The following is a 20,110-nucleotide window of genomic DNA, read 5'->3' on the forward strand; positions in this document are numbered from 1 at the left end:
ACTCCGCGGTTAAGGCGTCGTCCTTCACCTGCGTAGATACGATGGTACTCAACGCCCTCAGGCACTCCGCTCGCTTCGACGGCCTTATCGGGTCGCGTTAGCCAGCTCTCACCTCGTCCGGACATTTTCTCGTTCCCTTTCATGCATCCGACGCAGCTACCAAGCGACGCCATGCGCTACCGCAGCGTCGCTTTCCAACCCTCGGCCGGGGTCGTCGAAACAACGACCGGCAGTCTGCCGAAAAGTTTGCGTGCGCTCGCGACCAGTTTACGCCCGTCGAGGCGACTGGCCTGATCGGCAAACCGGAAGACGCCTGAGTCATTTCTCAATGGTCGTTTGTGCGTCCTCAATGTTGCGTGAACATGGCGCCTCGGGGAAAGCCATCACGGCGTGTCGGACATTGTCAGATCGCCTTGCGACCACGGTATCGGCACCTGTACGGCGCCGCGGTGCGACAGGGCCTGTTTGCGGGCAGAGGGCAGTCACCACCAATCTGCCGTGCGGTGTGTTGCTCACGTCAGAGTGGCTTCACCTTCCCTCAGCGTGAGCACCTCGACCCCGTCCGCCGTTACTGCCACGGTGTGTTCGAACTGGGCAGAGAGGCGACCGTCACTTGTTCTGACAGTCCAGCCATCGCTGTCGGTGACCACCTGCCGCCGCCCGGCATTGATCATGGGCTCTATTGTGAACACCATGCCTTCGCGCAGCCTGAGCCCGCTGTTTGGGCGGCCGAAATTGAGCACCTGCGGTTCCTCGTGCATCTCGCGGCCAATTCCGTGCCCGCAATAATCCCTGACAACCGAACATCTGTTTCGCTTCGCATGTCTTTCGATAGCGAAGCCAATGTCGCCGAGGCTGGCGCCGGGGCGCACCTGACGGATGCCCGCCCACATGGCCTCATTGGCTATGCGGACGAGCCGTCTGGCAGCCCCCGAGGCATTTCCGACGACCCAAGTCTTGCTTGAATCGGCAATATAGCCGTTCTTTTCCAGCGTGATGTCCAGGTTGATGATGTCGCCGTCACGAATGATCTCATTCGCATCGGGCACGCCATGACAGACGACATCGTTGAGCGAGCAGTTCAGCACGAAAGCAAAACCGTACTGGCCCTTGCTGGCCGGGCGGGAGGCGAGGTCGACAGTGATATATCGCTCGACCAGATTATTGACTTCGAGTGTGGACATGCCCGTCAGATCGAGACCGTCGAGCATCTCGAACACTGACGCCAGCAAGCGCCCTGAAATACGCATCAGCGCAAGTTCGTCAGGTGTCTTGACCATGTCAGGCCGCCGCGCGCTCGTCTAATTCGGACACCTGAACGCTCGCCAGCTCACGACTGATGATATCATTGAAGGAAAGTGCTGGGTTGGCTTCGGCGAGCCTGCCGATCTTCATCCAGAATTCGGCTTGCGCGTTGATCGACCGGCACATCACGGCGCTGGCCCGCCGCACCTCTTCGTGCAGTGCGTCATCGATTTTTACTATACCCACGCTTGTCTCCATTTATATACGAATCATATACGATCTGTATGCTCTATGGTCAACCGAGTCTGGAGCCGATCGCGACCGCTTGTTTCGGCACCGGAACACTCTCTGGTGCCGGGAGGCTCGTTCCGAGTGCTTGCCGGGACGCTGGCGAGCCATTTTCCTGCACCGGATAAAGCGTGCTCACCCGTCATTCAGGCTCTGGCCAGATCGGGATCGCCAGATGGCCGCGTATGGCGGCGAGACCACTCCGCTGATCAGAGCCAACACAGGTCTGCGCGCGGCAAGGTCCGCTCGAGTGCATGACCCGAACCGATGGTTGAACGCAATTCGTTGAGCGCATTTGCCGCTCGTTGATGCAATGGGAAACGCTGTGAGAATCTTGCTGATCGAGGACGAGCCGCGACTTGCCGAATCGGTATGTGCGGTCCTCAGAAAGGAGCGATTTGTCGTCGATCATGTCGATCGGTTGTCGACCGCCAAAGAGGCCAGTCAGATCGCCGGATTTGATCTGGCATTGCTGGACAGAAAACTGCCGGATGGTGAGGGATTGTCGCTCGTCCCTGCCTTGCGGGCCCGCAATCCCGGTATCCGCATCATCGTTTTGAGCGCGTGCGGCGAGATTGCTGACCGTGTGGCCGGGCTTGACGAGGGAGCGGACGACTATCTGGTCAAGCCGTTCGCGATGGACGAGATGCTTGCGCGCATCCGGGCTGTTCGCCGGCGCCCGGCAGAGCTGGAGGGTGCCGAGATCCGGGCGGGGTCCGTGGTCTTCGATCTCGCGAACGAGGAGGTCGAGGTAAAAGGGGGGCGCCTCGACCTTCCTCGCCGCGAACTGCGCGTCCTTGCCGCACTGATGAAACGGCGCGGCAGGACAGTGCTGCGCGAAACGCTCGAGCAGGCCGTGTTCGGGTTTGATGACGAGGTCCAGTCCAACACGTTGGACTCGCATATCTCGCGACTGCGGAAGAAATTGACGAAATCGGGAGCGGAAGTCGAAATCCACGCGATCAGAGGTGTCGGCTATCTGCTGCGGGAGGCAGCATGACACGGCCTTCATCTCTCAGGCGCCCACTGATCATTTACCCCCTCGCCGTCAACTTTGCGATCCTCACTATCTCTTTCGCCATCATCATTGCGATAGCGATCCGCTTCGACAGCGGCGGCCCCTACACGGACGAGCAGATCATCCCGGTCATAGCCCGCGCGATCGAGCGCGATGAGAACGGGCAGCTTGCGGTCGAAATGACCCCTGAACTGGCCCAACTGCGCGCCGAGACGCCACAGTTATGGTTCCTGGCGGAGGACGATACCGGTCGCAGTGTCAGCTTCGGACCCGTTCCGCGGCATTATGATTCCCTCATCGGACGACTGAGCGATCTGTCCTTCGCTCAGTTGCGCGATCGAAACCCGCCCTACAAACTTGCTGCCGTTGTCAGAAGGCAGACGACCGATATCGGAGTACTCACGATCCTTGGGCACGGTGCCCTTTCGGATCTGAACCTGACAGTGATCCTCGCTTCAAACGTCATTGTCCTGCCGATTTTCGTGGTGCTGGCGCTGACCTCGCTTCTGGTGACGCCATGGATAGTGCGGCGGTCACTTGCAGGGGTTCATCGCATCGCCCGCGAGGCGGAGGCGATTGATGCGCATGCGCGCGGGCGTTCTCTGAGCGAAGATGAGGCCCCTCGTGAAGTTGCGCCATTGGTGAGTGCATTCAACGCAGCCTTGCGACGGCTTGACGAGGATCATGAGCGCCAACGGCGCTTTTTGGGCCTGGCAGCGCATGAACTGCGCACGCCGGTCGCAGTGTTGCGCAGCAAGGTGGAAAGCTCCGAGAACTCCGAGACGCGTTCGCTCGCGGGCGATATCCAGCGCCTCGCGACGCTGGCGGAGCAGTTGCTGGACCTTCAGCGCATGGAGAATGACGAGCGCTGCGATCGTATCGATATCGCAGCGCTCATACGCAACACGGTTGCGGACCTCGCTCCGCTCATGATCGCCAGAGGTAAGACGGTCGCGGTGGAGGTCGCCGCAAACCAACCGGTGCTGGGGGATCCTGCGGCAATTGAGCGTGTGGTGATGAACCTCGTACAGAACGCGGCGCAGCATGGCGGACAGCATATCATCGTTCGTGTGCGGGACGTCGGGTTCGAAGTCGAGGATGACGGCCCCGGGATCCCGCCGGACGAGCGCGAACGCATCTTCGAACCGTTCTACCGGCTGCGGCCCTCTGCTGCCGGCAGCGGGCTGGGTCTCAGTCTCGTGAAAGAGGTGATCGCTCGCCATGACGGCCGGGTGGACATCCTCGATGCGCCAGGAGGCGGCGCGATCGTGAGGGTTGAACTGCGTGGCGGACACTCAGGGCGAGATACGCCCGAGGCGAAAGGCAGGGCTTAGGCTTTGCCTCTTTGGAAATGCCCAGTGGCGTGGCTGAAGTCAGGAAAGCGCCGAACCCGCGACCTGCAACTCGTTGTCGACCATTTTGAGCTGGACCCAATCCGCCACGCTCCGCCGCGAAATAAATGGCCTGCGAGACGTCTTTAGTACCGGTCAAACGTTGCGCGCACCGGCGGAGTGAACCGGAGGGAACGGGGCAAACCGCCCCCTCCGGCCTCGCACCGGTGTGCGCGATGAGCGAATTCACTGGCCCTGGCTTGCACAACAGCCGAGATGTCTGCCCTTAGCGGCGACGACATTCGCGGTGGCTCGGGTCACGGTCGCAGCGCCAGGCACGGTCGCGCTCCGCCTGCTCCCGATCAAAGCGGGGGCACTCCCGTCGGCTCGGGTCGCGGTCGCAGCGCTGGGCCCGCGCCCGGTCGGAAATGATCTGGGCGTTGAGAGCCGTCTCGCTGGCAAGGTTGGCTCTCGCGGCACTCCTCAGATCACCGCCATTGGCGTTGCAGGCAGCGAGAGAGGCGCCCAGCAAGGCAGCCAGGCCCAGGCTACGGACAGGTCGCAGGATATTCTCGTACAGATAGGGGGGCATCATTGATCCTTTCAGTTGACGCATCCTTGTCGCGGCGGTCGGACGACAGTCGCGAGATGCGGTTCGGGCTCAACTGAGAGGCGCAGATTGCGTGAACATTGCGTACTGCAGGTTTTGCGACGACATGGGGGAAAGCGGGGCGGGTGGTCGATCCCGGGCACAGATCGGGTCGATCAATGGAGATGGGCAGCGAGCCGGTCGGCCACATGGCGCAGCGCGGGATCGCTCTCGCGGCGCCGGAGCCATGCCAGTGAAAGGCTGATATTCGGGACAGCAACAGGTGGCCTGAAGACCGAGAGACCGGGTGTGCGGCTCACCAGTTTTTCCGGCGCCATGGCGATCATGGGCGTGCACCGCAGGAGCGGTATCACCATGCCAAAGGTCGGAACCACCACGCCAATGCGCCGCCTGAGCCCACGCGCGGCAAGTTCGCTGTCGAGTGATGTGCGCGCATCGCCCCGGCCCGAGACGACGATGTGGGGAAACGACATCCACTTCTCGAGCGTGAAACCGTGCGCCGCAGGATGATCATCGCGCATGGCGACCACATAGGCCTCTTCCGTCACAGGCGCGCAGAAGAGATCGTCGTCGCCGGTCTCGAACACCGAGACGGCAATGTCGGTTGAGCCGTCCTTCAGTGCACGTCTGGCGTGCGCCGCCCCCGTCCACGGCTGCAGGACGATGTTTATGCCGGGGGCGGACAGGGCGAGATCGGCGAGCAGGGGCTCAAGGACAAGCAATGCGGAGAGATCGGCCATCGTCAGTCTGAGTGTGGCCTTGAGCTCGTCAATCGGCACTACAGGAGTTGCGATGATCGTTGTCGCTGCCGCGAGCAGTTCCTTCAGCGGCTGCCGCAGACTGTCGGCTTTTGGTGTGGGGCGCATCGTTCCACGGCTTCGCTCCAGAAGCTGGTCGCGAAAAAGGTGGCGGCATCGCTGGAGCGCTGCAGACATTGCCGGCTGCGACAGACCAACGCGCTCGGCCGCGCGCCCGACGTGGTGCTCCTCCAGCAGGACATCGAGGAGCACGAGCAGGTTCATATCTACCGACCGTAAATTCATGCTCTCGATAATAGGATAGAATCAATATCGATTGGAAGGATCGATTGCGGTTGGCCATATGCCGCACTTGTTGTGAGGTTGCCGTCCTGCAGAGCAACAGACGCAAGGCGAGTTTCGAGCAATGCATGAAGACGATGAGCAGACAGTCACACAGATCCTGCTCTTTCATCCGAATATCGAGCGATCAACGGCCAACGCAGCGCTGGCACGAGCGGCAGCTGGCCTGCGTCATGTCGAAATTGCCGACATGGCCGCCCTGTACCCGGCAGGGATCGAGATGGAGCGCGACAGTGAGCGAGAAGCAGCCAGGCTCCTGCGCGCCGACCGCATCGTACTTCAGTTTCCGATGCAATGGTACTCGACCCCCGCATTGATGAAACAGTGGCAGGACATCGTCCTCACCCGGATGGCGTACATCTACGGGGACACTGAAGGCGCCGGTCTTGCCGGCAAACCTCTCATGGTCGCTGCGACAATGGGGGCCGAGGAGTCCACATACCGGCCGGAAGGGCGCAACCGCTTCACCGTCGCCGAGCTTCTGGCGCCCTTGCAAGCCTCTGCGAACCGCTTTGAAATGGACTGGCGAGATCCCTTTCTCGTGTTTGATGCAGATGGCTTACCCGCCGATGACCTTGCCGAAGCCGGCCGCGCCTATGGCCGCGCCCTGTCACGCCTGGCCAAAGCGGCGTTCGGCGCCTGGCCATACGGATCCAGCTCTGATTGCCAAGAGAATGGACACGCGGCCAGAGCGAGCCGGGCCTGAACTGGTGAGCAAGCCTCCGCATTCATAAGCCTGCTTCGCCACGCCTGAACACATCCCGATGTCACCGGGCGCTGGCGGAACGGTCGGCCAGTCCCCGGGCCGGCCCGAAAAAACCTGGAGCACGCTCCGGCAAAAGGAAAAAATGCAATGAACAATCTGATCGGCCTTGCCCGGCTCATTCCGACGCCGGAGGCGACCCTGGCCGCTTCCTTCAGCCCGATATCGTTAGCGATGCCCGGGCGCCCGCAACCGTTGCAGCTTCGCGTCACGGCACCTGTCCAGGGCGACGCGTTGCCGATCGTGCTTCTGTCACATGGTCACGGCCCCTCGCTCTATATCCCTTCGAAAGACGGCTATGGGCCGATTGCGAACTTTCTTGCCGAGCGCGGCTTCGTGGTGATCAAGCCCACCCATGCCAACAGCAAGGTTGGCGGACTGCCTCGCGACATGTCCGGCGCCCCTGTGTTCTGGCGCGAGCGTACCGAGGAAATGACCGCCATTCTGGATGAACTGGGCGCCATTGAAACGGCGTTGCCCTTTTTGAAAGGGCGGCTGGATCACGAACGGATCGGCGCCGTTGGCCATTCGCTTGGTGGCCATACGGTTGCTTTGCTGCTTGGCATGCGGGTCACGATTGAAGGAGCCGAGATCGATCTGCGCGAGCCACGGATCAAAGCCGGAGTGCTGCTTGCATCGCCCGGCGCCGGCGGCGACAATCTCAGCGAAAACGGCAAGAGTTATGGCCCGGCTTTTTCTCCCGACTTTGCACATCTGGCAACCCGCACCCTTGTCGTCTTCGGTGATATGGACGTCAGCCCTCACTTGACCGTCCGCGGTGCCGACTGGCACGCCGACCCCTACCATCTGGGTCCGGGTGCCGATGCGCTGCTGACGATTGCCGGCGGCAGGCATGGCCTCGGCGGTATCGCCGGTTATGATGCGAAGGAGACCGATGATGAAGATCCCGACCGGCTCGAGCTCACCTGCCGAATGGTCTGGGCGTATCTGCGTTCGGCCCTGATCGAAGACGACCAAGCCTGGGACGATGCCAGTGCCGCCTTTGCGGGGCCAGCGGGCGCGCTGGGCCGTCTTGATCGAAAGGCACGGGAGGCAGTCTCTGGCTGAGACGTGATCAGTTGAGCCCGCTGATATCGGCACGCGGCGGAGCACCGAAAAGCCGGCGGTACTCTCGGCTGAACTGCGATGGGCTGTCATAGCCCACCGCAAATCCGGCAGAACCAGCATTTATTCCCTCGGCTATCATCATCTGGCGCGCTGCCTGCAATCTCAACTGCTTTTGAAACTGAAGTGGTGTCAGACCGGTGATTCTCTTGAAGTGATGGTGCAGCGAGGAGATGCTCATCCGCGCCGCACCGGCAACGTCACGGATGCGAAGCTGCTCGTGCGAATGGTGACGGATCCAGCCGATAGCGCGGCTCACCTGTCCCAGATGGCAGTCGCCCGAGGCGGCATGGCGAAGCATGGCACCCTGAGGTCCATTGAGGAGATGGTAGAGGATTTCCCGTTGCACCAGCGGCGCGAGAACCGGGATCGAATGAGGCCGGTCAAGCAGGCGCAGCAAGCGGGTCGAGGCATCGAGCAGTTCAGGCCCGATAGGGTGCACCGCCAGCGGCGGTGGATTGCCCGGCGGCAACGCGTTGCCATCGGCCGTGATCAGATCGGCCAGCACAGTCTGGTCGATATCGATCTTACAGCAAAGGTACGGATGATCGGGTGAGGCAGCGGTGACCTGCCCGATCAGCGCAAGATCCACGCCAGCCACGAGGCAATGCGCGTCATCGTAGTGCAGCGTCTGCGCGCCGAGCGACACGGTCTTGGCGCCTTGGGCGATAATGCAAAGCGACGGCTCGTAGACTGTCGGCATGGGCATGCCCGGATCATCCGCCCGGATCAGCGATAGCCCCGGCACAAGTGTCTGGAACACCCCCTCCTGCGGCGTGTTTCGGGCAATGATCCGAGCGAGGTCCGGAGTGTCTGACATGGGCATCTTGTTGCCGATAGCGAATCAGCGCGCAAGCAAAACTACGTAAGGTTTGGAGAATCGTGCAAGCAATTCGGATGATCGGGCTAACGCCGGGAGATCGGTTCTGGCACCTTGATCGCACCGGACAAAAGGAACGAAACATGGCTCAGCTACACAACAGGACCATCCTCATCACAGGCGCATCAAGCGGAATTGGTGAAGCCACGGCCCGAGAACTTGCACAAGCCGGCGCCAATCTGTTTCTTGGCGCGCGGCGTACCGATCGGCTTGCTGCGCTGTCACGGGAACTCGGTGACCGAATCGGGTGGTGCGCCCTCGACGTCACCGACGCGACCAGCTTTGATGGCTTTGTCGATGCAGCCGAGGAGCGGTTCGGCCGTATCGATGCGCTGGTGAACAACGCCGGCGTGATGCCGCTGTCGCCTCTGGCATCGGTCAAGCGTGACGAATGGAAGCGCATGATCGACGTCAACATCAATGGCGTGCTCAATGGCATCGCGTCCGTGCTGCCGCGCTTCACGGCGCAGCGTTATGGACATGTCATCAACGTCGCCTCGATCGGGGCGCATATGGTTGTGCCGACAGCAGCAGTCTATTGCGGCACCAAGCACGCCGTGCGGGCAATCACCGAAGGCCTGCGGCTCGAGCATGACGACATCCGTGCCACCTTGATCTCGCCCGGCGTGGTCGCCACCGAACTGGGCCATGATATCAGCGATCCGGCGCTGGCCGCCGATTTGTCGGAATGGCGCAAGAAGTCGCTGACCCCAGATGCTATCGCTCGCGTGGTGCGGTTTGCCCTCGAACAACCGACGGGCGTCGACATCAACGAAATCATCGTACGCCCGACGGCAGCGGGATTGTGACGTGTATCGGAGAGGGTTCACAGTTCCCTGAGAACCCTCTCCCAACATAGCACGCGAGCGCCCTGAGAGCGGGTTGCATGACCTTCCACGCGCCGCCCGCTCTCGCCATGTCCCGGTGCTGCTCACGCACAGCGCGCTGGCGACACCTGTGTTCATCCAAACCAGTCTCTTTGGATATCGGCGCCGCCGAAAACGATCTGGTTGCGCGTTTCTGGCGTGAACAGGGTGTAGAGGAAAGCTTGATCGCCTCCGCTGACAGCATCGAGCGCCGCGCGGTGCGCCGCTGGAAGATCGAGCGCAAGAGCCAGGACGTTGTCGGTTACCTGCCCAGGACGGCTTACGCCCATCAAGGTCGATGCGACCCCCGGCGTGCCGACCACCCAGGCTAGTGCGACGCGCGCAGGCGTCTGGTCCATCTTTGCAGCGACGTCACGCACCACGTCGACAATTTTCCAGTTTCGCTCGGTAAACAGCGTGTCGCGAAAGGGATTGTCGCCATCGAGGCGCTTGTCGGATTCCAATCGTGCGGTGTCTTCTGCGGCGCGTGTGTTGGGCACGCCGCCCTCCCGTTTCGGCGATGCTTCGACAACCTCGCGATCGTATTTGCCGGTCAGCAGTCCATAGGCCAGCGGACTCCATGGCACCAGACCCATGCCTGCGGCACGCGCGAGCGGAAGGTGCTCGCTCTCCGCCCCGCGCTCGACCAGCGAATAGAAATATTGCAGTCCGATCGGTCCGGCAGACCCGAGCATCTTGGCCAGGGTCGCGACCTGGGCGACATACCAGGCCGGGCTGTTGGAGATCCCCCAATAGCGAATCTTTCCGGATGCCACGAGCGCGGTCATCGTCCGCAGCAATTCGTCAGCCGGGGTCAGCCCGTCCCAGATGTGGACCCAGTAAAGATCGATGAAGTCGGTCCCCAGGCGTCGCAGCGAGGCATCTACCGAAGCCAGTATATGGCGCGCACCATTGCCCCCCGCATGATACCCGCGGCCTGTCGCGAAGCCGGATTTGGTCGATATCACTGTCCGATTTCGGATCGAGCGCTCAGCAATGAATGCGCCGACCATCTCTTCGGATCGACCACCGGCATAGACATCGGCAGTGTCGATGAAGTTTCCGCCGAGTTCGGTATAGCTTTCCATCACAGCGCGGCTGCCTGCTTCGTCCAAGCCCCAGCGTGGCGTGCCAAACGTCATGGTACCAAGCGCCAGCGGACTGACAAGCAGGCCAGAATGGCCCAGCGGTCGGTAGGTGTCGAGATTCATGGGTTGGAGATCCTTGCATTGGCGTCCGCAGTAGATGGACGTAAAGTCCTGGCATGATTAGATAGCAATCGGCGCATGGGTCGCTGAAGGATTTTCAGTAATGGATCGCGATCGTTGGTCAGGCCTGGCGATATTTGCCGAGATCGTCGATGCCGGGAGCTTTGCGCGAGCTGCAGAGCGCTTGGGGCTGTCAGCGTCGGCGTTGAGCCATGCAATGCGATCGCTTGAGACGAAGCTGGGAGTCCGCCTTCTTGATCGCACCACTCGGTCGCTGGCGCCCACGTTAGCGGGAGAGGCGCTTCTGGCCAGCCTGAGACCCGCGATCGCGTCGGTCACACGCGCGCTCGACGATCTCGATAATGCGCGCGATACCCCGGCGGGCCGTATCCGGGTGAGTGCCCACCGGGTTGCTGCGGTCTACGCCATACTGCCTCGGCTGACGGACTTCGCGCGAAACTTCCCAGACATTGCAGTCGAACTAGTGGTGGACGATGGCTTCGTCGATATCGTGGCCGAGCGCTTCGACTGCGGAGTTCGGCACGCACAGGCGCTGCAAGGAGATATGATCTCGGTGCGCCTGGGCGATCCCGTGCCGCTGGTTTATGTTGCTTCCCCTGCTTATCTCGACGGGCAAGCCGCACCGACGTCTCCTTCTGATCTCGATGACCATCGGTGCCTCTGCTACCGCTATACATCTTCCGGGGTAGTCCACCGCTGGGGTTTTGAACGCGATGGCCGGTCTTTCGAGCGGACGATCCGCGGTGACTTCACCACCAATGATATCGATGTCCTGCGCGACGCTGCGGTCTCAGGGCTCGGTATAGCCTGCCTGCCGCTGCCGCATGCCGCCCTGCAGTTAGCGGCCGGGACGCTGGTTGAAGTTCTGTCAGGTTGGGCACCGACGTTGCCGCCAAACCACCTGTACTATCCAAGCCGCCGACAAGCCACTGCGGCATTCCGGGTGTTCGTGGATGCCATGCGCGCCGATCCTGCGGATGGATGAACGCCGCCCGGGCTGCGCAAGCGTTTTCGTGAGGTAGGCTGGCGATCAGCATCGCGCGAAAAGCTGACTGCGTCTTAGGCTCATTCGTCCCATGGGCCGGGTTCAGACGACGTTGTCCTTGTCCTGACCAAGGCCGAGATGGCAGCCGCATCCTCTGGGCAGGTCGGGTGATAGGTAATCATCGACAGATCAGGGCGCCCGTCCACGGCAAACGCCGAATACTCCAGGGGAACGAGCCCGAGAATTGGGTGACGCAACATCTTCACCCCATCACCATGCGAACGCACGTCATGGGCCTCCCACATCATGACGAACTCGGGACTTGACCGGCTCAGTTCCGCCACCAGCGGCGCGGCCAGTTCGGTTGCGCCGGCGCGTGCCACCTCGGCGCGGAAAACTGCAACGACAAAGCGGGCAACATCGTCCCACTCGACCTGCGCAGCGCGTGCTTCGGCATCTAGGAAGATCAGGCGGAGAATGTTGCGCCGGTCTGGCGGAAGTGCCGCATAGTCCGTAAGCACTGCAGCAGCTGCGGCGTTCCAGGCGACCACATCCCATGTCATGGTGCGCAGGATTGCTGGCGTCGCCTCCATCGCATCGAGCACGCGCTGCAGCCGCGGGGTGACACCCTCAGCCGGCTTGTAGCGCACGTCGGGCAAGCGTCCCAGCGCCATCAAGAAAACATGCTCGCGCTCCGCATCGGTAAGCAAGAGCGCAGACGCAACGCGATCCAGGACGTTAGCAGACGGTGCACCGCCGCGTCCCTGTTCGAGCCAGGTATACCAGGTGGCACTGATATTGGCCCGCTGCGCGACCTCTTCGCGCCGAAGCCCTGGTGTGCGCCGCCGTGAGGCTGAAAAGCCAAGCGCTGCGGGATTCAACCGTCTCCGCCGCGCTTTGAGATACGCACCCAAGGAGCCTTCGTCGGTCCTTTCGATTGCCATGCTGGTATTCCTTATACCATGATAAAGTCTCATCTTTACCCGGAAAGATTTTCGACCTTTAGCGCTTGCTTAGCAATCAGGGGAGCAAGAAATATGCGGGTTTTCGTAACCGGAGCCACGGGGTTTGTCGGGTCGGCTATTGTCGCTGAACTTCTGGGGGCGGGTCATCAGGTGGTCGGCCTCGCCAGGTCAGACAAGTCAGCCAAGGCGTTGGAAGCGGCAGGCGTCGAGGTCCGTTTGGGAAGTCTCGAGGACTTGGGCGGCCTGACGGAAGCGGCATCGGCTTCGGATGCAGTGATCCACACGGCGTTCGGCCACGACTTCACGCGCTTTGCCGAAAGCAGCGCCGTGGATCGCCATGCGATTGCCGCACTCGGCGAAGCCCTGTCAGGCAGCAGCCGCCCGCTGCTCGCAACAGCTGGAGTAGCCTTCCTTGCGCCCGGCCGCACAGCGGTTGAATCGGACACGCCGCCTGTTGATCCCGGCTATCCCCGCCAGTCCGAAGCTGCGATCGCGGCTCTGGCTGCGCGCGGTGTGCGCGCTTCCCTCGTGCGTCTGCCACCGTCTGTGCACGGACCCGGTGACCGGGGCTTCGTGCCGATGCTGGCCGACATTGCCCGACAGAAAGGCGTGTCTGCATATATTGGTGAGGGCAACAATCGGTGGACGGGGGTTCACCGAAGCGATGCCGCGCGTGTCTACCGGCTCGCGCTGGAACATTGTGCGACCGAGCGCGCCTACCACGCTGTGGCCGAGGCGAGCATTCCGTTTCGCGCCATTGCCGAAAAGGTCGCCGCCGGGCTTGGCCTGCCGATCCGGTCGATTTCAGCGGACGAAGCGGCAGACCATTTCGGCTGGTTCGCTCCGTTCGCTGCAATGGACACGCCAGCTTCGAGCGAGCGGACGCGCGCAGTGCTCGGCTGGCAGCCGGACCAAGTCGGCTTGCTCACCGATCTGTCATCCCCAGGCTACTTTGACGGGGAGACTACAGGATGAACGCCAGAGTGAGGGTTGTGTCGGTGCCGTCACGTGCAAGAGAACCGCTCATGGTGCAGTTTGCCAAGCGTCTGCGAGGGGCGCGCGGGTCCCGATGGAGGCGTGATCGGCCTTGAACGATCGGATCGGGCCCCACCACCGCGCGGTCAGTGGCCGGCACCTTGCTGCCCAGCCTGCCAACTCATCCTGCGAAACCCGTTTGGAGGGCGCGCGAACGATCATCGCACAGGCGCCGGCTTCGGCAGCCACAGCAGCATCGCGGCAGCGAGCAGCGATCCACACGCCATCGCCAGCCCAACCGAGGCCAGGCCCAGGTCGATGCTGAACAGGAACCCGGCGAGGATCGGTCCGACGGCGGCGCCGCCTCGGCCGAAGCCGATGACGAACCCGGTGCCGCTGGCGCGCACCGCGGTGGGGAAGGCCTGGGCAATCAGCGCGTACAGCCCGACCACACCGGCGTTGGTGCAGAAACCTGCCGCTGCCGCGACCGCTGCCAGCATGGCGATGTCGCTCTGGCCCTGGCCGAAGATGGTGACCGTCACGAACGACAGCAGCATCGCGCCGATCACCAGATTGCGGATTGGGAACCGCCAGCTCAAAGCGCTCAGCAGCAATGCGCCGATCAACCCGCCGACATTCGCCCAGACCAGTACCCCGCCCGCAGCCGATGCGGCGTATCCCATGTCGACGACGATCTTGGGCACCCATTTGAGGATGAAGTAGAATGTCATGATGTGGCAGAAATAGGCCAGGGTCAGGAAAACCGTGGTTTTCGCGAGACCGGGAGCGAACATCTGGCGGAAGCCCGCCTTGGGCGCCGCAGGGTCCGGGTCGGGCAGGGCATCAACCTGGTCGTGGCCCATCCGCGACAGGATCGCATTGACCCGCGCCAGCGCGCCCGCTGGTCGCTTGTGCACCAGAAACCCGATCGACTCAGGGAGCAGCAGGAAGGTGACAGGCAGGAACACGGCGGTTATCACCGCGCCGAAGGTGAAGACGTCGCGCCAGTCGCCATCGACCAGCAGCTGCGATGCGAACGATCCGCCCAGGATAGCGCCCATCGGATAGCCCGCCGCCATGATCGCGACCGCGAGGCTGCGCGCGCGGGCGTTGGCGAATTCAGCGACCATCGCGTTGGTGCACGCCAGCATTCCGCCGATGCCGAGGCCGGTGAACAACCGGTAGGCAGACAGCTCCTCGACCGTCCCGGCAAATGTCGCCGCCGCCATGCCCAGCGCCATGATGACCAGGCATATCAGCGTTGTCGGCCTGCGTCCGATCCGGTCTGCGACCGACCCCAGAACGATCGATCCTGCGGCCATGCCGATCAGTTCCATCGACAGCACAAGGCCGAGCGCGGCGCGGTCGATGCCCCATTCGGCGGCAATTCCGGGCGAGGCAAAGCTGATCGCCAGCACGTCGAAGCCGTCGAGCGCGTTGAGCAGAACGCACAGCACGATGGCCGCGATCTGCAGCCTGCCCATCGGTGCCCTGTCGAGAGTGGCCCTCACGTCTGCGGTCATTCTCTCGCCCCCTCCGATGCCATTCTCGTCGTTGCGGTCGTCACTCGTGCTGCGCGGCCGTTACCATCAATGCATCGAGCGCGATCACGCCTTTGCCGCAGGGATAGATGACGACGGGGTTGAGGTCGATCTCGGCGATGCCGGGCTCGCTCAAGAGGATGCGCCCAAGGGTGGCAACCAACCGTGCGACCGCATCGACATCGAGCGCAGGCGATCCGCGAAACCCGCGCAGGATTGCCGCGCTCTTGAGCAGATCCAGCTCGCGCAGGATCGCCTCGTGCGTCAGGTCTGGCGGCAGCAGCCGAACATCCTGCAGGATCTCGGCGGTCACCCCGCCAAAGCCGACCAGGATGACCGGCCCCCAATCGGGATCATTCCTGGCGCCGATAATCAGCTCGGTGCCGCGCTCGCCCATCCCCTCGACCAGAACACCATCCAGCGCCATGCCCGGATCGTAAGCGGCGACATTGGCGTGGAGCCGATCCCATCCTGCCCGCACAGCGTCCGCATCGGCCAGGTTCAGGATCACGCCACCGGCATCGCTCTTGTGGCTGAGCTCAGCCGACTGCGCCTTGATCACCACCGGAAACCCGATGCTGGCCGCTGCGGCCACCGCTTCGTCGGGCGAGGTGCAGAACGCGCCGCGCGGGAACGGCAGGCCGACCGCGCCGAGAACCTGCTTGGCGCGGTATTCGGGCGCGATGGCATTGCCGCTTGGCAGGCCGGGAGCGAGAAGGGGGCTGACATCGCCGATCGCGAAATCGCGAAGGGCAAAGGCGTTCAACCGCCGCAGCGCCCGCAATGCGCGTTCGGTCGATGGGAAATAGGGGATCCCGAGCGCGCGTAGCTGATCGATATAATCGGTGCCGATCGGAGCGCCTTCATCGAGCCCGGCAAAGATCACCGGCTTGGCGGGCGAAAGCTCGCGCACCGCCCGCAGGATGGGCGGCAGCTTGATCGCCATCGTCACCGGGTCGGTCTGGATGATCCCGGCCAGCACGCTGCCGAAGCGATCGTCGTCGAACAATGCGGCGAGGGTGCGGTAATACAGGTCCGGTTCGACCAGCCCCTGTGCGGTCAGATCGAGCGGATTGCTCACACCGACAAACGGGGGCAGCGCCGCACGCAGGGCGGGCGCGTTGTCGTCGTCGATCTTCGGCAGATCGAGCCCGAGCCCCTCGCACAGATCGAGCGTCAGCGCCTTGAACGCGCCCGATTCGCCGAGCACCGCAACCCCGGCTGCCGGGATGATCGGACAGCGCAGCGCGATCTCGGCGATGTCGCCCAGCTCTTCCAGCGTTTCGGCGAAGATCGCACCTGCGCGTTCAACCTTCACCCGCATCAGTTGATAATCGCCCGCCATCGCGCCGGTATGGGTGGCAGCGGACTCGCGTGCGGCGCTGCTCTTGCCGGGGTGGAGCAGCACGATCGTCTTGCCCAGCGCCCGCGCCCGCCGCGCCGCCGCCATGAAGCGCTGCGGATGGCGGAACTGCTCGACGATCATCGCGATGACCTTGGTGGCGGAATCGTCCAGCAGATATTCGACATAATCCTCGACGCCGCTCGCGGCCTCGTTGCCGGTCGAGATCGAGAACGACAGTCCGAGGTCCCGGCTGGCCAATGTGGTGCACAATACGCAGGCCATCGCCCCGCTTTGCGAGACGACACCGATGCCGACGCGCGCGCCCAGCGCCTTGGCGTCGGTTTCGACGAAGGTCAGCGGAACGCGGTCGATGAAGTTGGTCATCCCAAGGCAATTGGGCCCTTCGATCACCATCCCGCTAGCCGCAGCGACCTGCCCGATGGCGCGCTGCTCGGCCAACCCCTCTTCGCCGCCCTCGGCAAAGCCTGCGGAGAAGATGATCGCCGAACCGACCCCGCGCCCCGCCAGCGCGCGCACCGTGTCCAGCACAGCCGCGCGCGGAATGGCGAGCACGGCGCAATCGACCCCATCGGGCAACGCCTCGACCGAGGGAAGGCATGGCCGTCCCTCGATCTCGGCCCGCTTGGGGTTGATCAGGTGGATATCGCCTGAAAACCCGTTGCGGACCAGATTGGACAGCACAGAGTTGCCCAAGGCACCGGGCTTTTCGGAAGCACCGACGATCGCCACCGAGCGGGGGCGCAGCAGGCGATCAAGCGATGCGGCGCGGGTGGCCGGGACAGGCGGAGCGAGGGTGTCGGCTGACATGGCAGGGCGTTTCCGGCTTTGGTCTGGGGCTGATCAGGCAGAGGTTTTCGAGCGGTCGTAGGCGCCCAGACCCGGCTTGTAGGTCTTGTCGTCGATGAACTGCTTGATGCCTTCCTTGCGGCCATCATTGTCATAGCTGTTGGCGGCCTCCTGCGCGCGGATCAGATAATCCTCGGCATTGTCATAGCTCATCTCGCGAACCCGGCGGATGGCGTCCTTGGTGGCCTTGAGTGCGATCGGGTTCTTCTTGAGCAGCACGTTGGCGACCTCGGTCACGCGCGCCCTGAGCTGGTCGAGCGGCAGCGATTCGTTGACGAAGCCCCATTGTGCTGCGGTCTTTCCATCGACATTCTCGCCCATCATCGCGTGGTACATCGCGTTGCGGAAGCTGGTGAGCTCGGTGGCGACCTTGGCTGCGCCGCCGCCGGGCAGGATGCCCCAGTTGATCTCCGACAGCCCGAACTGCGCGTCGTCCGCAGCAAACGCCAGGTCACAGGCGAACAGCGGGCCATAGCCGCCGCCAAAGCACCAGCCGTTGACCATCGCGATCGTCGGCTTCTGATACCAGCGCAGGCGGCGCCACCAGCCATAGCTCTCGCGCTGGGCGCCGCGCGTCCCGCGCAGGCCGTCAGCCTCGGTCTCGCGGAAATACTCCTTGAGGTCCATGCCCGCCGACCAGGCGGTGCCTTCGCCGGTCAGCACCAGCACGCCGACATCCTCGCGGAACTCCAGCGCATCGAGCACGCGCATCATCTGACGGTTGAGGCGCGGCGACATGCAGTTGCGCTTGTCGGGGCGGTTGAAGTTGACCCAGGCGATGCCGTTTCCGACCGAAAAGGTCACCGTGGCGAGTTCAACCGGGTCGATTCCGTCGATATTCAAGGTGTTGGTCATGTCAGGCGCTTTCCGAGATTGTCGTGATGGACATGTCATGACGGACATGTCGTGTTGGAAAAGGGTTCAGATGGGAAAGTGGCCGGGCTGGGTCTCGATGGTGATCCAGCGCAGGTCGGTGAAGCTGTCGATGCCGGCCTGGCCGCCGAACTTGCCGTAGCCAGATGCCTTGGTGCCGCCGAAGGGCATCTGCGCCTCGTCGTGCACGGTGGGGCCATTGACGTGGCAGATGCCGGACTTGATCAGCCGCGCAACGCGAAGCCCGCGCGCGATATCGCGCGTGAAGACCGAGGCGGACAGCCCGTATTCGGTGTCGTTGGCAAGCTCGACCGCATGCGCCTCGTCGGCTGCGCGGACGATGGCGACGACGGGGCCGAAGCTTTCCTCGCGGAACAGCCGCATGTCCGGCGTGACCGCGTCGATGACATGCGCGGGCATCAGAACGCCATCGGATGTGCCGCCGTTGATCTGGCGTGCGCCCTGCGCGACCGCCTCATCGACCAGCGCCTGGACGTGCGCGACCGTCTTGGTATCGACGACAGCGCCCAGCGGGGTCTTGCCTTCGCGCGGATCGCCCACCGACAACGTCGCGACCTTGGCGCGGAATTTTTCGGCAAAGGCATCGGCCACCGCATCGACGACGATGATCCGCTCGGTCGACATGCAGATCTGGCCCTGGTTCATGAACGCGCCGAACGCTGCCGCCTTGACCGCCTCGTCGAGGTCGGCGTCGTCTAGCACGATCAGCGGCGCCTTGCCGCCCAGTTCGAGCAATACCGGCTTGAGATGCTCGGCCGCGCGCTTGGCGATGATCCGGCCCACGGCAGTCGATCCGGTGAAGTTGATCCGCCGCACCGCAGGGTGATCGATCATCGCGCCGACGACATCGCCTGCATCTTCGGGCGCATTGGTAACCAGATTGACGATGCCATCGCCGAAGCCGGCCTCGACAAACGCCTCGACGATCAGCGCATGGGTGCGCGGACACTGTTCGGACGCCTTGAGCACCACGGTGTTGCCGCAGGCGAGCGGCACCGCGATCGCGCGCACGCCCAGGATGATCGGCGCATTCCACGGCGCGATGCCCAGCACGACACCGGCGGGCTCGCGCACGGCCATCGCGATGCAGCCGGGCTTGTCGGAAGGGATGACCTCGCCGCTGATCTGGGTGGTGATCGCGGCCGCTTCGCGGACCATGCTGCTGGCCAGCATCAGGTTGAACCGCGCCCAGCCTTCGGTTGCGCCGACCTCGTTCATCATCGCGTCGATGAATGCATCGGCCTTGGCGTCGAGTGCATCGGCCGCCTTGGCGAGCTTTGCGCGGCGAGCGTTGGGGCCGAGCGCGGACCATGCGGGGAAGGCGGCAGCGGCGGCATCGACCGCGGCACAGGCGTCCTGCGCAGTCGCGGCCGCCGCAGCCGTTGCGGCAGCGCCGGTAACCGGGTTATGGCGGGTGAACGTCGCGGCTGTCGTCATCGGTTGACCACCGATTGAAAGGGAAATGGTGTGCATCATTCAAGTTCCTCTCACTCACCGTTATTGCTATAAAGCATAGCTATGTTGATTGTTATGCACAATAGCGGTTTTGGACGTTCGTGATGGATGCAGGCTCCCCGGACAAGGATGTTTCTCGGGTCCCCGATCCGCTGGAGGATCTGCTGGGCTACTGGCTGCGCCGCGCATCAACAGCGATGATGGCCGATCTGGGTTCGTCGCTCGCGCCGGCGGATCTGCGCCCGACCGAGGCGACGATCCTGATCCTCATCCGCGCCAATCCGGGTCTGACCCAAAGCGACATCGGGCGGGTGCTGGGGATCGCGCGTGCCAATATGGCGCCGTTGATGGGCGGGCTGCTGAAACGGGGGTTCATCCAGAAATCACGGGTGGATGGCCGATCGCAGTCGCTGGCTCTGACGGAATTGGGGGTCGACAAGGTCTGCGCCGCGCAGACGATCATCGATGCGCACGAAGCCCGGTTTCGAGACAGGCTCGATGTCGCATCGTTGCCCGACATGATCACTGCGCTCAGGACTCTGGCGGGCAGCGAGCCCTAGACCAGGCTGTTCGATCCGGTAGCGCTCTTCTCGGGCTTATCGCACGCTGAAAGGCGCGCTGCCCCCCC

The 20,110-nt window shown here is 63.2% G+C and carries 18 protein-coding genes; 8 read left to right on the forward strand and 10 right to left on the reverse strand.

Annotated features, from left to right (window positions below):
* Positions 1 to 512 precede the first annotated feature (512 nt).
* Complete coding sequence (map, locus tag IP68_RS04175) at positions 513 to 1,280, reverse strand: type I methionyl aminopeptidase (RefSeq protein ID WP_054133720.1); 768 nt, start codon at positions 1,278 to 1,280, stop codon at positions 513 to 515.
* A gap of 1 nt (position 1,281) precedes the next feature.
* Positions 1,282 to 1,491 (reverse strand): ParD-like family protein, encoded by a 210-nt coding sequence (locus IP68_RS04180; RefSeq protein ID WP_054133787.1) that lies wholly within the window; start codon positions 1,489 to 1,491, stop codon positions 1,282 to 1,284.
* Positions 1,492 to 1,867: 376 nt separating this feature from the next.
* On the opposite strand from IP68_RS04180, the gene IP68_RS04185 reads away from it, so the two are divergent.
* Together IP68_RS04185 and IP68_RS04190 are read left to right on the forward strand one after the other, a co-directional pair.
* Positions 1,868 to 2,533 carry a response regulator transcription factor gene (locus IP68_RS04185; RefSeq protein ID WP_231683732.1) on the forward strand — a complete coding sequence of 222 codons (666 nt, stop codon included), beginning with the start codon at positions 1,868 to 1,870 and terminating at the stop codon, positions 2,531 to 2,533.
* Positions 2,530 to 3,885, forward strand: coding sequence for a HAMP domain-containing sensor histidine kinase (locus IP68_RS04190; RefSeq protein ID WP_054133721.1), 1,356 nt, complete (start codon positions 2,530 to 2,532; stop codon positions 3,883 to 3,885). Before IP68_RS04185 ends, IP68_RS04190 begins: the two co-directional genes overlap by 4 nt.
* Before the next feature lie 762 nt (positions 3,886 to 4,647).
* Here the strand turns inward: IP68_RS04190 and IP68_RS04200 are convergent.
* Entirely contained in the window at positions 4,648 to 5,514 is an 867-nt protein-coding gene (locus IP68_RS04200) for a LysR family transcriptional regulator (protein WP_197275725.1), read from the reverse strand.
* Between the two features lie 142 nt (positions 5,515 to 5,656).
* Between IP68_RS04200 and IP68_RS04205 the strand changes: the two genes are divergently transcribed.
* Positions 5,657 to 6,298 carry an NAD(P)H-dependent oxidoreductase gene (locus IP68_RS04205; protein ID WP_082382118.1) on the forward strand — a complete coding sequence of 214 codons (642 nt, stop codon included), beginning with the start codon at positions 5,657 to 5,659 and terminating at the stop codon, positions 6,296 to 6,298.
* A 147-nt stretch (positions 6,299 to 6,445) separates the two neighbouring features.
* On the forward strand, positions 6,446 to 7,423 hold the full coding sequence (locus IP68_RS04210; protein ID WP_054133724.1) for a hypothetical protein: 978 nt from the start codon (positions 6,446 to 6,448) through the stop codon (positions 7,421 to 7,423).
* 7 nt (positions 7,424 to 7,430) lie between these two features.
* On the opposite strand, the gene IP68_RS04215 is transcribed toward IP68_RS04210, so the two are convergent.
* A complete protein-coding gene (locus tag IP68_RS04215; RefSeq protein ID WP_054133789.1) occupies positions 7,431 to 8,300 on the reverse strand; it encodes an AraC family transcriptional regulator in 870 nt (289 codons plus the stop codon).
* A 143-nt stretch (positions 8,301 to 8,443) separates the two neighbouring features.
* Here IP68_RS04215 and IP68_RS04220 point away from each other — a divergent pair, with 143 nt between their 5' ends.
* A complete protein-coding gene (locus IP68_RS04220) occupies positions 8,444 to 9,169 on the forward strand; it encodes an SDR family oxidoreductase (protein WP_054133725.1) in 726 nt (241 codons plus the stop codon).
* 152 nt (positions 9,170 to 9,321) lie between these two features.
* Here the strand turns inward: IP68_RS04220 and IP68_RS04225 are convergent, their stop codons facing one another.
* Positions 9,322 to 10,437, reverse strand: a complete 1,116-nt coding sequence (locus IP68_RS04225) for an aldo/keto reductase (protein ID WP_054133726.1) — start codon at positions 10,435 to 10,437, stop codon at positions 9,322 to 9,324.
* A gap of 100 nt (positions 10,438 to 10,537) precedes the next feature.
* Between IP68_RS04225 and IP68_RS04230 the strand changes: the two genes are divergently transcribed.
* Complete coding sequence (locus IP68_RS04230; RefSeq protein ID WP_054133727.1) at positions 10,538 to 11,440, forward strand: LysR family transcriptional regulator; 903 nt, start codon at positions 10,538 to 10,540, stop codon at positions 11,438 to 11,440.
* An 80-nt stretch (positions 11,441 to 11,520) separates the two neighbouring features.
* Here IP68_RS04230 and IP68_RS04235 read toward each other — a convergent pair whose 3' ends face one another.
* Entirely contained in the window at positions 11,521 to 12,384 is an 864-nt protein-coding gene (locus IP68_RS04235) for a helix-turn-helix transcriptional regulator (RefSeq protein WP_054133728.1), read from the reverse strand.
* Positions 12,385 to 12,477: 93 nt separating this feature from the next.
* Here IP68_RS04235 and IP68_RS04240 point away from each other — a divergent pair, with 93 nt between their 5' ends.
* Positions 12,478 to 13,380, forward strand: coding sequence for an SDR family oxidoreductase (locus IP68_RS04240; RefSeq protein ID WP_054133729.1), 903 nt, complete (start codon positions 12,478 to 12,480; stop codon positions 13,378 to 13,380).
* Positions 13,381 to 13,598: 218 nt separating this feature from the next.
* Here IP68_RS04240 and IP68_RS04245 read toward each other — a convergent pair whose 3' ends face one another.
* The 4 genes from IP68_RS04245 to IP68_RS04260 form a co-directional block, all read right to left on the reverse strand.
* Positions 13,599 to 14,903, reverse strand: coding sequence for an MFS transporter (locus tag IP68_RS04245; protein ID WP_054133730.1), 1,305 nt, complete (start codon positions 14,901 to 14,903; stop codon positions 13,599 to 13,601).
* 40 nt (positions 14,904 to 14,943) lie between these two features.
* Positions 14,944 to 17,094 carry an acetate--CoA ligase family protein gene (locus tag IP68_RS04250; protein ID WP_054133731.1) on the reverse strand — a complete coding sequence of 717 codons (2,151 nt, stop codon included), beginning with the start codon at positions 17,092 to 17,094 and terminating at the stop codon, positions 14,944 to 14,946.
* A gap of 33 nt (positions 17,095 to 17,127) precedes the next feature.
* Positions 17,128 to 17,988 (reverse strand): p-hydroxycinnamoyl CoA hydratase/lyase, encoded by an 861-nt coding sequence (locus IP68_RS04255; protein ID WP_054133732.1) that lies wholly within the window; start codon positions 17,986 to 17,988, stop codon positions 17,128 to 17,130.
* Positions 17,989 to 18,054: 66 nt separating this feature from the next.
* A complete protein-coding gene (locus tag IP68_RS04260) occupies positions 18,055 to 19,500 on the reverse strand; it encodes an aldehyde dehydrogenase (protein ID WP_369814819.1) in 1,446 nt (481 codons plus the stop codon).
* Positions 19,501 to 19,586: 86 nt separating this feature from the next.
* Here IP68_RS04260 and IP68_RS04265 point away from each other — a divergent pair, with 86 nt between their 5' ends.
* The gene (locus IP68_RS04265) at positions 19,587 to 20,042 is read left to right on the forward strand and encodes a MarR family winged helix-turn-helix transcriptional regulator (RefSeq protein WP_054133734.1); all 456 of its coding nucleotides are present in this window, start codon (positions 19,587 to 19,589) and stop codon (positions 20,040 to 20,042) included.
* Positions 20,043 to 20,110 lie beyond the last annotated feature (68 nt).

The organism is Blastomonas sp. AAP25, assembly GCF_001295965.1.
GTDB classification, from domain to species: domain Bacteria; phylum Pseudomonadota; class Alphaproteobacteria; order Sphingomonadales; family Sphingomonadaceae; genus Blastomonas; species Blastomonas fulva.